At 69.4% G+C, this 13131-nt stretch carries 14 protein-coding genes; 3 read left to right on the top strand and 11 right to left on the bottom strand.

Features of this window, described 5'->3' with window-relative positions:
* Nucleotides 1-4: 4 nt before the first annotated feature.
* A complete protein-coding gene (gene erpA, locus ACFLIM_RS00790; protein ID WP_393160747.1) occupies nucleotides 5-358 on the bottom strand; it encodes an iron-sulfur cluster insertion protein ErpA in 354 nt (117 codons plus the stop codon).
* A gap of 156 nt (nucleotides 359-514) precedes the next feature.
* Here erpA and nadA point away from each other — a divergent pair, with 156 nt between their 5' ends.
* Nucleotides 515-1672, top strand: coding sequence for a quinolinate synthase NadA (gene nadA / locus ACFLIM_RS00785; RefSeq protein ID WP_393160745.1), 1158 nt, complete (start codon nucleotides 515-517; stop codon nucleotides 1670-1672).
* Nucleotides 1673-1789: 117 nt separating this feature from the next.
* On the opposite strand, the gene ACFLIM_RS00780 is transcribed toward nadA, so the two are convergent.
* Both ACFLIM_RS00780 and ACFLIM_RS00775 read right to left on the bottom strand, forming a co-directional pair.
* Nucleotides 1790-2683 carry an amidohydrolase family protein gene (locus tag ACFLIM_RS00780; protein ID WP_393160743.1) on the bottom strand — a complete coding sequence of 298 codons (894 nt, stop codon included), beginning with the start codon at nucleotides 2681-2683 and terminating at the stop codon, nucleotides 1790-1792.
* Between the two features lie 114 nt (nucleotides 2684-2797).
* Nucleotides 2798-3574, bottom strand: a complete 777-nt coding sequence (locus tag ACFLIM_RS00775) for an SDR family NAD(P)-dependent oxidoreductase (RefSeq protein WP_393160741.1) — start codon at nucleotides 3572-3574, stop codon at nucleotides 2798-2800.
* A gap of 140 nt (nucleotides 3575-3714) precedes the next feature.
* On the opposite strand from ACFLIM_RS00775, the gene ACFLIM_RS00770 reads away from it, so the two are divergent.
* The gene (locus ACFLIM_RS00770; protein ID WP_393160739.1) at nucleotides 3715-4353 is read left to right on the top strand and encodes a TetR/AcrR family transcriptional regulator; all 639 of its coding nucleotides are present in this window, start codon (nucleotides 3715-3717) and stop codon (nucleotides 4351-4353) included.
* A 14-nt stretch (nucleotides 4354-4367) separates the two neighbouring features.
* On the opposite strand, the gene ACFLIM_RS00765 is transcribed toward ACFLIM_RS00770, so the two are convergent.
* The 7 genes from ACFLIM_RS00765 to ACFLIM_RS00735 all read right to left on the bottom strand — a co-directional run bounded on the left by ACFLIM_RS00765 (nucleotide 4368) and on the right by ACFLIM_RS00735 (nucleotide 11332).
* Nucleotides 4368-4967 carry an SIMPL domain-containing protein gene (locus ACFLIM_RS00765; protein WP_393160738.1) on the bottom strand — a complete coding sequence of 200 codons (600 nt, stop codon included), beginning with the start codon at nucleotides 4965-4967 and terminating at the stop codon, nucleotides 4368-4370.
* A gap of 98 nt (nucleotides 4968-5065) precedes the next feature.
* Nucleotides 5066-7174 (bottom strand): protein kinase domain-containing protein, encoded by a 2109-nt coding sequence (locus ACFLIM_RS00760; protein ID WP_393160736.1) that lies wholly within the window; start codon nucleotides 7172-7174, stop codon nucleotides 5066-5068.
* Between the two features lie 58 nt (nucleotides 7175-7232).
* Entirely contained in the window at nucleotides 7233-8711 is a 1479-nt protein-coding gene (locus ACFLIM_RS00755) for an alpha/beta fold hydrolase (protein ID WP_393160734.1), read from the bottom strand.
* A 46-nt stretch (nucleotides 8712-8757) separates the two neighbouring features.
* Nucleotides 8758-9315 carry a PspA-associated protein PspAB gene (gene pspAB, locus ACFLIM_RS00750; protein ID WP_393160732.1) on the bottom strand — a complete coding sequence of 186 codons (558 nt, stop codon included), beginning with the start codon at nucleotides 9313-9315 and terminating at the stop codon, nucleotides 8758-8760.
* A gap of 6 nt (nucleotides 9316-9321) precedes the next feature.
* Nucleotides 9322-10221 (bottom strand): zinc metalloprotease HtpX, encoded by a 900-nt coding sequence (gene htpX / locus ACFLIM_RS00745; protein WP_393160730.1) that lies wholly within the window; start codon nucleotides 10219-10221, stop codon nucleotides 9322-9324.
* Between the two features lie 5 nt (nucleotides 10222-10226).
* The gene (pspAA, locus tag ACFLIM_RS00740; RefSeq protein ID WP_393160728.1) at nucleotides 10227-10505 is read right to left on the bottom strand and encodes a PspA-associated protein PspAA; all 279 of its coding nucleotides are present in this window, start codon (nucleotides 10503-10505) and stop codon (nucleotides 10227-10229) included.
* The gene (locus ACFLIM_RS00735; protein WP_393160726.1) at nucleotides 10502-11332 is read right to left on the bottom strand and encodes a PspA/IM30 family protein; all 831 of its coding nucleotides are present in this window, start codon (nucleotides 11330-11332) and stop codon (nucleotides 10502-10504) included. Before ACFLIM_RS00735 ends, pspAA begins: the two co-directional genes overlap by 4 nt.
* A 125-nt stretch (nucleotides 11333-11457) precedes the next feature.
* On the opposite strand from ACFLIM_RS00735, the gene ACFLIM_RS00730 reads away from it, so the two are divergent.
* Nucleotides 11458-12069, top strand: coding sequence for a DUF3043 domain-containing protein (locus ACFLIM_RS00730; RefSeq protein ID WP_393160724.1), 612 nt, complete (start codon nucleotides 11458-11460; stop codon nucleotides 12067-12069).
* A gap of 37 nt (nucleotides 12070-12106) precedes the next feature.
* Here ACFLIM_RS00730 and ACFLIM_RS00725 read toward each other — a convergent pair whose 3' ends face one another.
* Entirely contained in the window at nucleotides 12107-13126 is a 1020-nt protein-coding gene (locus ACFLIM_RS00725; protein WP_393160722.1) for an SMI1/KNR4 family protein, read from the bottom strand.
* Nucleotides 13127-13131: the final 5 nt, after the last annotated feature.

Here is a 13131-nt window from a genome sequence, read left to right as displayed (position 1 = left end):
CCGACTAGTTGAACGAGTCGCCACAGGCGCAGGAGCCCGTGGCGTTGGGGTTGTCGATGGTGAAGCCCTGCTTCTCGATCGTGTCGACGAAGTCGATGGAGGCGCCCATCAGGTAGGGGGCGCTCATCCGGTCGGTGACCACACCGACGCCGCCGAAGTCCGACACCACGTCGCCGTCCATCGAGCGGTCGTCGAAGAAGAGCTGGTAGCGCAGGCCGGAGCAACCGCCCGGCTGCACGGCGACCCGCAGTTGCAGACCTTCCTCGCCCTGCTGCTCGAGCAGGCTCTTGACCTTCGCGGCGGCCGCGTCAGTCAGGATCAGGCCCTGCGTCGTGGTCTCGCTGCTCTCAACCGTCATCTGCTGACTCCCTAACCCGGCTGTCTGTTTTCGACGTCCTACTTAGACGCTACCAACACGCGAGCCATGCCACACATTCCCGGGCCCCCTACCCCCGGAATAAACGGGTTTGCCCGTGTGTCATCATGAGTATCGTCAAATCGACGATAAGGGGGTATGGCCATGGCCACCCGTACTGGGCTGCCACTCTTCGTCCTCGGTCAGGGCGCCGATCCGCACAGCGAGAAGGGGGTCGAGTGTCCCGGCGAGCTGCCGCCCGCCTCCGACCCGGACCTGGTCGAGCGGGCGCGCAAGGCCAAGGAGGCGCTCGGCGACCGCCTGTTCGTGCTCGGCCACCACTACCAGCGCGACGAGGTCATCCAGTTCGCCGACGTGACGGGCGACTCCTTCAAGCTCGCCCGGCAGGCGGCCGACAGGCCGGAGGCGGAGTTCATCGTCTTCTGCGGCGTGCACTTCATGGCCGAGTCCGCCGACATCCTGACCGCCGACACCCAGAAGGTGATCCTTCCGGACCTGGCGGCCGGGTGCTCGATGGCGGACATGGCCACGTTCGACCAGGTCGAGGAGTGCTGGGAGGCCCTGGAGGACGCCGGGCTGGCCGATCAGGTGATCCCGGTCACGTACATGAACTCCAGCGCCGACATCAAGGCCTTCTGCGGCAGGAACGGCGGCGCGGTCTGCACCTCCTCCAACGCCCGCCGCGCCCTGGACTGGGCGTTCTCACGCGGCGAGAAGGTGCTGTTCCTGCCCGACCAGCACCTGGGCCGCAACACGGCGGTGCTGGAGATGGGCATGTCGCTGGAGGACTGCGTCGTCTGGAACCCGCACCGCCCCAACGGCGGCCTCACCCAGGAGCAGCTCGAGCGCGCCAGGATGATCCTCTGGCGCGGCCACTGCTCGGTGCACGGCCGCTTCACGGCCGAGTCCGTCGATGACGTACGTGCCCGCATCCCCGGGGTGAACGTGCTCGTGCACCCGGAGTGCCGTCACGAGGTCGTGCTCAAGGCGGACCACGTGGGCTCGACGGAGCACATCATCCAGACGCTGGAGGCGGCGCCGGCGGGTTCGAGCTGGGCGATCGGCACGGAACTGAACCTGGTCAAGCGGCTGGCGCAGACGTTCCCCGACAAGGAGATCTCGTTCCTGGACCGGACGGTCTGCTACTGCTCGACGATGAACAGGATCGACCTGCCGCACCTGGTGTGGGCGCTGGAGTCGCTGGTGCTGGGGGAGGTCGTCAACCAGATCACGGTGGACGAGGACACCACCCACTGGGCCAAGGTCGCCCTGGACCGCATGCTGGCCCTCCCCTAACCCCGACATATCGGGTGGCCTCAGCGGCGGCCGGCCGGCCCGACGGCCGCACGGGGGCGGCATTGGTCCTACCGGCCGAGCCGAGCCGGTTCGGCGATGGCTTGACGGAGCCGGGGATCAGCGCTGCCAGCGCAGGACGCTGCGGACCGTCCTGCCGAGCAGCCATTCCTTTTCGGCGTCGGAGAACACGTTCGAGTCCCTCAGGTAGTGCAGGCTGTGCGAGTACGGGGCTGGGTGCGGCGAAAGATGTTCCTTGACCGCCTGCGTGTGGTCGCTCGCCCACAGGACGCGTTCGGGACCGAAGGCGTCGACGACCTTGCGGAAGTGCGGCATCAGGTCCGGGTACGGGTACGGGCCGGCGGCCAGCCGCTCGACGTGCGACCATTTCAGGTACGCATTGCCGTACTGGGAAAGGGCGCGAACCGGGTCGAGGCGGGAGTAACGCTCGGTAGGAGAGGCGTCGGCGGCCGGCCAGCTGATGCCGATGTGGTCGATGATGAACGGCACCTCCGGAAACCGCTTCAAGTACGGTTCGAGGGTGTCCAGGCGAGGGGTGATCATGATGAACACAGGGACTTGATGAGCCTCACAGGCAGCGAACAAGTCGTTGTAGCCACCCTCGAGGAAGGACGGATCGCGCCACACGCCTCCATCGAAGCCGGCGTGCACGCGAATGCCCGCGCAACCTGGCTTCGAGTGCAGACCGGAAACGAGTTCCTTGAGGTCAGGGTCCTTCGGGTCCACACGGGTCAGCCATACGAACCGGTCGGGATACTTGGCCGCGGCGAGCTCGGAGAACGGCCGTTCCGGCCGCCAGGCACCACTGGCGTGGTAGTGCCCGGGAATCATGTGGTACTCGTTGTCGAGGCCGGTGAACTCGTCGATCACGGCTGCGTGGACGCCGACAGCGTCCATCGCGACAACGGTGGCGTCGAGCGTGACATCTAGCCCGACTTCCTGCCAGTTTGGGCCAATTTGGTTGGCGTGTAGCTGGCCGTCAACGATTTCCATCGTCTTGCTCCTTGATACGTCGATGTGAACCCGAGTCCAGTGGGCACCGGCTACGTTCCGAGGTGCCGGGAGTTCGGGCGGGGGCGAACTGTCGGTTGAAGTGCGCCAATTCGGTTACTTATTGGACAGAGACGGCATGCGCGCAATGAGACCGCCGTCGACGGTGATGACCTGACCGTTGATGTACTCACCGTCGCCTGCGAGGAACACGACCGTGTCGGCGATGTCGGAGGGTCGTCCGACCCGATGCAACAGGTCGTTGGCGGATTGGTGGAATGCCGCCTGGCTGGGGTCCTCGTCGACCATGATCACGCCGGGCGCGATCGCGTTGCACCGCACACCTTGCGGTCCGTAGGTGACGGCGATCGAGCGCGTCAATCCGATCATCCCGGCTTTGGCCGAGGAGTAGGCGGTGGCGAATCCAGGAACGCTGTGCAGCGCGGCAGTCGAGGTCACCATGGATATCGAGCCGTTGCCCGCCGCCAGCATGTCCGGCAGTACGAGGCGGGCGCCGAGCATCGCACCCCGCAGGTTCGCCGCGACGACGGCGTCCCACGCCTCCACTGTCGTCTCGAGCAGACCGCCGTCTCCGGCTGCCGAGGCTTTCAGAGCGGCGTTATTGACCAGTACGGTCACCGGCCCGAGGTCTCGGTGTATCGCTTCCAGCGCCGTCTGCCAGGCACTCTCGTCGGCGACATCCAGGGGGTACGAGGCCGATGTTCCACCAGCGGCCTGGACCAGCTCATGCGTTTGCTGCGCGGTTCGGGGGTTGATGTCGGTCACGGCGACGGTCGCGCCCGCCCTGGCCAAGGCCAGCGCGCAGCCCCGGCCGATGCCGGAACCGGCACCGGTGACCAGTGCGACGCGTCCCTGCAGTGGTTGTTTTGGCATGAGGTCCTCTTTCGATCGTGATGCCGGGGGCTCTACGGCCTGCCCTGGCGGTGAGGTCCGTCGATGCTTATCCGTAGGGACCCTACGGATGAGATTAAGCGTAGGATGGCTACGTTTGCAAACGAGAGGCGGGTCATGCCATGAAGACGGTGGTCACAGGCGAGGGCGTGGACCGCAATCCGACCGGTCGGCGGATGCGAGCCGACGCTCGCCGCAACTACGACCGGCTGGTCGAGGTTGCTGATGCGGTCTTCGACGAGCAGGGGGCTGAAGCAGCACTGGAAGACATTGCGCGTCGGGCCGACGTCAGCATCGCAACGCTTTACCGGCACTTTCCGACCCGGCAGGACCTGGTGGAGGTGGTCTTCCTGCGGATCGCCGACACGCTGCGCGATCAGGCCACCGAACTGCTTGGCGCGGAGGACCCGCTGGCTGCGTTCGTGCAATGGCTGCGCCTCCACTTGGAGAGCGGCGCATGCGGGCGCGGGCTGGCTGCCAGCGTTTTAAGTGCGAAACTCCAGGCCGGCACCCCGGTCAACACCAGCTGTCTTGAGATGAAACAAGCCGGCCAGGCGTTGCTGGAGCGTGCGCAGGCCGCGGGGCAGGTGAGGGCCGGCGTCGACCTGGGCGATCTCTTGCTGGTCGTGCACGGCATCGTCTTGATCAATGAGCAGTTGCCGTCCTCGCCGGACCGCCCGGAGCGCATGCTCGCAGTGGTTCTCGACGGTTTGCGTAACGGCCGCCGCGAGCCACCGGGCGCGCACGCCTGGAGCTCCTGATTGGACGGAGGCTCCTAGCCGAAGTCGTAGCCGACCTCGACGGTGAGCGTGAGGGTTTGGCGGCCGGGGCTGATCGAGGCGTTCGTCTCCGCCACCGCCGCGGCCAGCCTCATCGGCTGAGGGCCGCGTTGGATCTCCTCCCTCACCGAGACCACCCTGCCCAGTGGACGGCCCGCCAGCTCGGCGTACTGGGCCGCCTTGGCGGCGGCGTCCCTGAACGCTCTTGCCCTGGCATCCTTCAGAGGTCTCGCCGGGTCGGACAGTTCGAAGGCGACGCCGTTCAGTCTGGCCTCCTCCCCCACTCCGGCCACGGTGTCGATGACATGGTCGGCTCGGGACAGGTCGCGGACGACGACCTCCACGCCCTGTGCCGCGCGGTAGGCGGCCACCTTCGGGTACGCCTCGTACTCCGGGCCCAGGGAGAGCTCCACCGTGCGTACGTCCTCCGCGGCGATTCCCGCCCGGCCCAGTGCCTCGGCCAGCCGGGCGGCGGCGGCTCTGACCGCGGTGAAGGACTCGGCGGCCGACGACCTGCGGACCTCGACTCCCGCGTGCAGCCGCAGGATGTCGGGCGCGGCCAGGACGGCGCCTTCGCCGACGACGGTGATGTCCACACGTGCCCCCTCGAATGGGTTCCGACTTGATCCTAGAACGTGCCTCCCCCGCGGCGAAGGACTCCTGGCGAAGGATCGACCGCTTCGCTGACGCCCCTCTACGAAGCGGTACGGCTGAAGCGGAAGCCCATCTTGTCGAACTCGGCCTTCCTGGGCGCGGTCGCCAGCACCCGGCTCACCTGCCCCGACATGTCGACGACCACGGCCTCGTACCCGGCCCCCTTGGTACGCCACACCGCCAGGTGATCGTCGTCCCACCATCCGATGAGCCTGTTGCTGGTGACCGGGATGGTGACCGGGCCCGTGTCGTCGCCCGAGGTAGAGCGGGCGCAGAGCGAGGTGCCCGCCGTCGTGCAGTGGGCCAGGAAGCGGGTGCCCGACGGTGAGATGTCGTCCCCTTCCACCCACACCGGCGAACCCGCGTCCGGCAAGGTGCGCAGGAGTTCGCCGTTCAGGTCGTAGAACTTCATCTTGCCCCCCACCCAGGTCCCGACCGCCTGGCCGTCCGCGTCCCAGAAGAAGCGCCACTCCCCCGCGCCCGTCTCCTTGATCTCGAACACCCGGCCCTTGTCGTTGGCCACGTCGATGATGCCGTAGCCGTATGCGACGGTGTTGCCGTCCGTGCCCTTGTAGAGGGTGACCAGGCCGTACTCGCCGTCTGGAGACCAGCGGGGCGTCGTGGGGTAGACCGGCTTGGGGCTGAGCTTGACGACGCGTTTCCTGTCGGTGACGTGGTCGATGATGGACACCGTCGCGTAGTAGTCGGTGCTGTAGTCCACGTCGGTGCCGAGGGCCAGGTTGGTTTCGGGGTTGAGCGCGTACTCGAAATAGCGGTTCTCGGGGGTGAAGGCGCCGGTCGCGTGCTTTTTGACGTAGAGGCGCTTGCCGCTGTCCAGGGTGTAGGAGGCGAGCTTGATGGGGTCGTCCTCGTGCTCCTCGATCTCCACCGACGTGCCGGGGAGGGCGATCGAACGGCTCGTGGGCGACGGCGTGGGGGTCGGCGTCGTGGGCGAGGGTGCGGATGACGAGAGGGTGGGTGTCGGTGTGGGGGAGGTGGTGCGGCCGGGGAGGGCGCTGAGGCGGACGGCGACGAAGGCGCTGGTCGCCACGAGCGCCAGCGCGCCCGCGATGCTCCCCGCGATGATCCAGCCCGTGGCCCTCCTCGCAGTGGGCTGCGTCGGCGGGCCCGGGTGGAAGGGGCGGGGCTGCCGCGGGTACGCCCGCGGGACCGGCCCCGACGCGGCCGCCGCGCTGCCCTGCTGAAGAAGGCCGGAAGGCTCGGACTGGAGGGGGCCGGTGAACTGAGGCTGGACGGTGCCGGGAGGCTGGAAGGGGCCAGAGGGCTGGAAGGAGCCAGGAGGCTGGAATTGGAGGGGGCCGGAGGGCTGGGGTGCGGGGGTGTGGCCGAGCAGGCGCATGAGGGCGTCGTTCGCCGACGGCCGGCGCGCCGGGTCCTTGGCCAGGCAGTCCGTCACCAGCGCGCGCAGGGCCGGGTCCTCGATGGCGGCGACGTCCGGCTCGGTGTGCATGATCCGGTTGACCACCGCCGCCAGGCTGTCGGTCCCGAACGGCGCCTGCCCCGACGCGGCGAACAACAACGTGCACGCCCACGCGAACATGTCCGACTTCGGCCCCGGGCTCGACTCCGTGAGCTGCTCGGGCGCCATGTACGACGGCGTTCCGATCGCGGCCCCCGTGAGCGTCGAGGTGAGGTCGAGCGCCCTGGCGATGCCGAAGTCGATCACTCGGGGGCCGTCGGAGGCCAGCACCACGTTGGACGGCTTGAAGTCGCGGTGCACGATGCCCGCCTGGTGGATGGCGACCAGCGCGGTGATGGTACCGATCGCGAGCCGGTGCAGGGAGGTGCCCGAGCGCGGCCCCTGCGTCCGTACGACGTCGGCCAGCGTGGGGCCGTCGATGTACTCGCTCACGATGTAAGGCCGGCCGCCGAACAACCCGGTCTCGATCACCTGGGCCGTGCAGAACGGCGCCACCCGCCGGGCCATCGCCACCTCGCGGACGAACCGCTCCGACGCCTCGGCGTTCCCGGCCAGGTCCGCGCGCAGGAGTTTGAGCGCCACCTTGGCACCGTCCGGCGCGGTGGCGAGGTAGACGATCCCCTGCCCGCCCTCGCCCAGCCGCCCGGCCACCGCGTACTCCCCCACCGACGCGGGATCCCCTGGCCTCGGAGCCGCGAGATCCGGCATGTACAACCCCCACATATGGCGTCTTTCTCGCCATTCTGGTGCGTCGCGCGGCTCCCCGTCACGTGTTCCGCCAAGGCGCCAGATCACTGCCGGGTACGGCTAACACGGCGTCGACGATCGCCTCCGGGTCGTCGAGCTGGACCTGGTGCCCGGATTCCGGCAGGCGGACGAGCTTGGCCCCGAGGTCGCCCGCCAGCCGTTCCTGACGGCCGTCCCTCTCTCCCGGGCTGATCACGGTGACCGGAACGTCGGGGAACGGCTTCTCCGCCCTGACCCGGCGCAGGTCGGCGGCCATGTCGCGGCGGGCCAGCCACTCCCCCGCCACCGCGACGGGCACCTTGCCCATGCTGTAGACGCCGGACGGGTCGGGTACGCCGGTGAGCAGCCGGTGCGCGGCGGGTCCCGTCAGGCGGGCCAGGACGGTCGCCCCCCACGTGCCGCCCAGGGCGGGCAACCACCGGCCGGCGGTCCTGGCCGGCGCGAACGGCCTGCGGGTCACGGCGCAGGCCGGGTCCACCAGGACGAGCTTGGCCACGCGCAGCGGGTGCAGCCTGGCGAACGCCTCCGCGTGCCAGCAGGCCACGCCGTGGGCGACGACGGTCACCTGTTCCGGGTGGGCGGGGGCCAGCGCGGCCAGGCGGGCGACCTCGGCGTACAGGTCGGGTGGGGTGGGCGAGCGGGGGCTGAGGCCGAGGCCCGGGCGGTCGAAGCGGATGACGCGGCGGCTGCCGGCCAGGTCCCCGGCCACCCGGTCCCAGTGGAACCAGGCGCCCCCGGGTCCGGCCGTGATGAGCACCGCGGGACCGGCGCCCTGCACGACCACATGCGGCGGCCCGTACCCATCGGCCCCGCCCGCCCCAGCGCCCGCCGTCGGGCCCGCCGCCGGGCCCGGTCCCTGCCCGGCCCAGTTGGGCGAACCGTGCTCCGCAGCCTGGTCGTCGTCGGTGATGAGCAGGTGGACCGCCGCGTACACCAGCCAGACCGCGAACATCGTGAGCTGCGCCCGATGCGCGATCCCCACCCCGTGCCGGTCGGCGTGGGCGGCCGCGGTCAGCAGCGTGGCCGCCAGGCTCAGCCACGTGAACAACCACGACACCCACGACCGCCACCGCGAGCTGATCAGCACCATGGCGGCCAGCACGGCGAGCGTGGCGAGCGCCCCCGCCAGCGTGTGCACGCGGTGCCCGTACGAGATCGCGCGCTGCCCGCAGGCCGGATCGCTCAGCGCGGCGCAGTCCAGCGGGAACAGCCCGGCCACGAAGGTGAACAGCCCGAACGCGGCCAGCGCCAGCCAGCCCCGCCACTCGCGCGCCACCCGCGGCACGAGCGCCACGCCGAACGCGCACGCCAGCCCCGACAGCGCGTCGCTGACCCTGAACAGGCGCGTCCACGGCTGGTCGCGGGCGGCCAGCTCGCTGACGTACCCGTCGGTCCTGTCGACCGCCGGCGTGGTGAACTGGCCGGTGATCCACGCGCTGCCCAGCACCGCCGCCACGATGAACGCCGAAGCCGCGAACACGAACAACCTTCGCTCCACGTGATCATTAGATCACCCTGAGCGACGACAGGCCCGCAGCGCCCCGTCAGAGCCCGGGAGCGCCCCAGACCGGGAACCAGCGGCTGAGGTCTTGTTCCAGCGGCAGCTCGCCCTCCAGCACGCCCCTGGCCTGCAGTTCGAGCGCGTTGTCCCGCCGCTGACCGGCCAGCGGCGCGAACGGGTAGAACGTGCCCCGTTTGTACAGGTACACGACCGCCAGCCGCCTGCCGTCCGGTGCGGCGAACGACACCAGCGAGCACAGCAGCGAAGGCCCGAACCCGGCCCCCTCCAGCGACGAGTTCACCGCATGCAACTCCGTCACCAGGTCGCTCACCGCGTCGGGCGCGCGGCGTACCATCAGCCAGGTGTAGCCATAGCCGTCATCGGACTCCTCGACGCGCCCCCCGAGCAGCTCCTTGACGTCGCGTTCGAGCGTGGCGAACGCGCCGCCCTCCGCGGCCCGGAACGCCACAGAGCCGAGACCGGTGGGAACGAGACCGGTCGCGGCCTGCAGCGTCACGGCCGCGGACGGCAGCGCGAACAGCGCGTCGAGGTTGGGCTTGACCGGCTTGGACCGGCCCAGCAACGCGTCGAGCCAGCCCATCCGGTTTCAGCCCCTTCCGAGTTGCTTGGAGATGTTCGCCAGTTGCTCCAGCCGCCGTTCGAGCGGCGGGTGCGTGGCGAACAGCGTCGCCAGCCCCTGGCCCCCGGTCAGCGCGGGCGCGAAGTAGAAGGCGTTGAACGGCTCCGCCTCGCGCAGGTCCCGGGTCGGGATCCTGGACATGTCGCCGGTGATCTTGGTCAGCGCGCTGGCCAGGGCCGACGGTCGTTGCGTGAGCAGCGCGCCCGCCCGGTCGGCGGCCAGCTCGCGATAGCGCGACAGGGCGCGGGTGAGCAGGAAGCTGATGGCGTACACGAGGGCCGAGACCAGCAGGATGATCAGCCCGATGGGCAGTCCGCCCTGGCCGTTGCCGCGGCGGCCGCCGAGGCCGGTGTAGAGGGCGAACCTGGTCATGAGCCCCGCCATGATGCCCAGGAACGAGGCGATCGTCATCACGGCGACGTCGCGGTGCGCGACGTGCGACAACTCGTGGGCGATCACGCCCTCGAGCTCCTGAGGCTCCAGCCGGCGCAGGATGCCGGTCGTCACGCAGACGACCGCCCGCTTCTGGTTGCGGCCGGTGGCGAACGCGTTGGGGACGTCGGAATCCGCGATCGCCACCCGCGGCTTGGGCATGTCGGCCAGCGCGCACAGCCGGTCGATCAGGCCGTGCAACTCCGGGGCCTCCTGCGGTGAGACCTCCCGCCCGTGCATCGCGAACAACGCGATGCGGTCGGACAGGAAGTACTGCACGAACAGCAGACCCCCTGCGATCACCAGCACGGTCAGCGCCTGTACGCCGAGGGCGATCAGGACGCCGACGAACACCACGTAGAGCAGCCCGAGCAGGAACATCGTCACGACCATGCGGCTGGTCAGGCCGCGGTCGGACGCGAACCGTGTACGCACGGGGATCAGCCCGGGATGAGGCCCTGGTCGCCCAGCATCTCCCGGACCTCCTCGATCGAGGCGTCCGCGGGGGGAAGGATCAGCTCTGACGGCTCAAGGCTGTCATCGGGGAGCGCCTTGCCTACGTGGCGCACCTTGTCGAGCAATGCGTGCAGCTTGGCGCGGAACTCGTTCTCGTCGCTCGCGTCGATGGCCGCTTCGAGCTCGCTGTCCAGCTCGTTGAGGATCGAGATGTCGTCGGCGGAGATCTCCACCTGGCCCTCGCCCATGATCCTGACAATCATGCGCCCTCCCCGGGCTGATGCAGTTGCTGGGTCTGACCCTGGCCCTGACCCTGCTGCTGAGGTTGCGACTGCGGCTGGGCCTGCTGCTGCGGCTGACCCTGCTCGATGGCGCTCTTCGGCGCGGGACCCTGGCCCAGCTCGGACTTCATCCTGGCCAGCTCCAGCTCGACGTCCATGCCGCCGCCCATGCGGTCGAGCTCGGCCTGGATGTCGTCGCCGCGGGCGCCGGTGTAGTCGTCGAGCGCGCCGCTGGCCAGCAGCTCGTCGATCGCGCCCGCGCGGGCCTGCATCTGCGCCGTCTTGTCCTCGGCACGCTGGATCGCCAGGCCGACGTCGCCCATCTCCTCAGAGATGCCGGAGAACGCCTCGTTGATGCGCGTCTGCGCCTCCGCGGCGGTGTACGTCGCCTTGATGGTCTCCTTCTTCGTACGGAAGGAGTCGACCTTGGCCTGCAGCCGCTGGGAAGCCGTGGTCAGCTTCTCCTCCTCGGCCTGCAGGTTGTCGTGCTGGACCTTGAGATCGGCCATCTGCGTCTGCAGACCGGACCGGCGCTGCAGCGCCTCCCTGGCGAGGTCCTCACGCCCGACGGACAGCGCCTTGCGACCCTGGTCTTCGTAGCGCGTGGCCTGCTTCTCGAGGCCGGTTATCTGCAGCTCTACCCTTTTACGCGAGGTGGCGACGTCGGCCACTCCCCGGCGCACCTTCTGCAGCAGCTCGAGTTGCCGCTGGTAGGAGTAGTCGAGGGTCTCGCGTGGATCCTCCATCTTGTCCAGGGCCTTGTTGGCCTTGGACTTGAAGATCATCGAAAGTCTCTTCATCACGCTCATGCGCGTCGGCCGTCCCCTTCTAGGTCGTGCTGGTGTTCACCCAATGCAGCGCAGCCGCCTTGGGATTACCCTACGCATAACGCACGGGGGCGTCACTAAGTTGCAGTCCAGGTAGGGTTGACGTCGTGCTGCGACGCCGATCCCAAACCTCCGTGGACGACACCCCCGTCCCCGCTGACGATCCTAAGCCCCAGGGTAAAGGTCGTCCCACACCCAAACGCCGGGATGCCGAAGGCAAACGGCGCCAGCTGGTCTCCGCGCCGAAGGACCGCAAAGAGGCCTATCGGCAGACGCGGGCCAAGCAGGCCTCTGACCGCGACAGGGCCAGACGAGGCATGCTCGCAGGTGACGAGCGGTATTTTCCTGCTCGTGACAAGGGCCCGGCGCGCAAGTTCGCGCGTGACTGGGTCGACTCGCGGCGGCTGCCCAGCCAGTATTTCCTGCCGTTCTCGCTACTGATCCTGCTGGCGACATGGGTGCCGTGGCCCGTCGAGATCCGCACCCAGGTGCTCAATGTCGTGATCACGGTCGGCTGGCCGATCATGATGATCGGCGTGCTCTTCACCTCGGTCTACGTGGCGTGGAAGGTGAAGAAGCAGGTGGCGGAGAAGCTGCCCAACGAGAGCGTCAGGGGCGTGGGCTTCTACGCGGCGATGCGGGCGCTGCAGATCCGCCGGCTGCGTTTCCCACCGCCTCAGGTGTTGCCTGGCGGCAAGCCGGTGCCTGCCAAGAAGTGACGAAAATTTTCCGAAATTTCGTTGCTCTGGGCCTCCGTCATGGCGTCTCCCAGCGCAACACGCCGCGCTTGACTGCGGGCCGCCAGCCGTCGATCTCCGTGCCCTGTTCCAGGGCATCGGCGACGGCCCGCATCAGCGCGTAGTACGACGGCTTCCTCGGCGCCATGCCTGAGATCGTGTCGTCCCACCCGACGGCGCCCCCCGCGGAGTCGACCACGGCATACGGCATGTCCTCGTTGTCCCGCTCCGCGAAGGCGAGGAACGGGATCATCCTGCCGTTCCAGTACTCGATGCTCGGGTCGGTGCCGTAGTCGGCGCGCTCCCATGAGCACATCCAGCGCCAGGTGTCCCTGATCTCGCGCGTGCCGAGATTGGCCGCGCCGCCGAACCAGAAGCCGAACCTGGACGCCCAAGTCCCTCGTGAGCCGTTGTGCCGCAGGAGCGAGGCCCTCAGGTCGTCGGGGAAGTCCACGCCCATCTGGGACTCGGCGACGGCGATCGTGCGCGCCCTGCCCGGGGCCCCGAGTGTGCGGTACGTGCGGGGCGCGTTCGCCTTGAGCCACCGCTCGATCCGCCGCCACTGCCGGTCCACGGCCCGCCTGACCTTCGGGCCGATCGGCCGCACGGTGACGGGGCGGAGCGCGGGCGAGCAGTTGGGGTCGGGGATCTCCGGCTCCAGCCCGGTGGGCACGGGGGCCGGCGTCCAGGCGGCCGCCGAGCCGGTCGGCGCCGGGCCGGGGGTGCTCGCCTGCGACCCCTCGGAGGTCTCGGACTGCTGCTTCAGCAGCTCGGCGGTCAGGGCGTCCTGCTCGGCCTGATAGGTCCGCCACGCCGCCGCCTCGGCCTCCTGCGTCTCCGTGGGGATCACGGCGGCCGCCAGGGTGACGGCCACGATCGCCGCGATGGCGGCCCACACCAGGCCCATCCGCGTGCTCCTGGCCGGCCTGGGCGCCGGGTGCGCGGGCTCCCTGGCGGGCAGGCGGGCGCGGCGGCGCAGCCGTACCACTATCGCGGTCAGGATGGCCGCCGTCAGCGCCAGCCGTACGAGCTTCAGCACGTCGC

The organism is Nonomuraea marmarensis (assembly GCF_043197025.1).
Taxonomy (GTDB): domain Bacteria; phylum Actinomycetota; class Actinomycetes; order Streptosporangiales; family Streptosporangiaceae; genus Nonomuraea; species Nonomuraea marmarensis.
The sequence above is the reverse complement of the archived record's forward strand: the minus strand, read 5'-3'. Positions and strand labels throughout refer to the sequence as shown.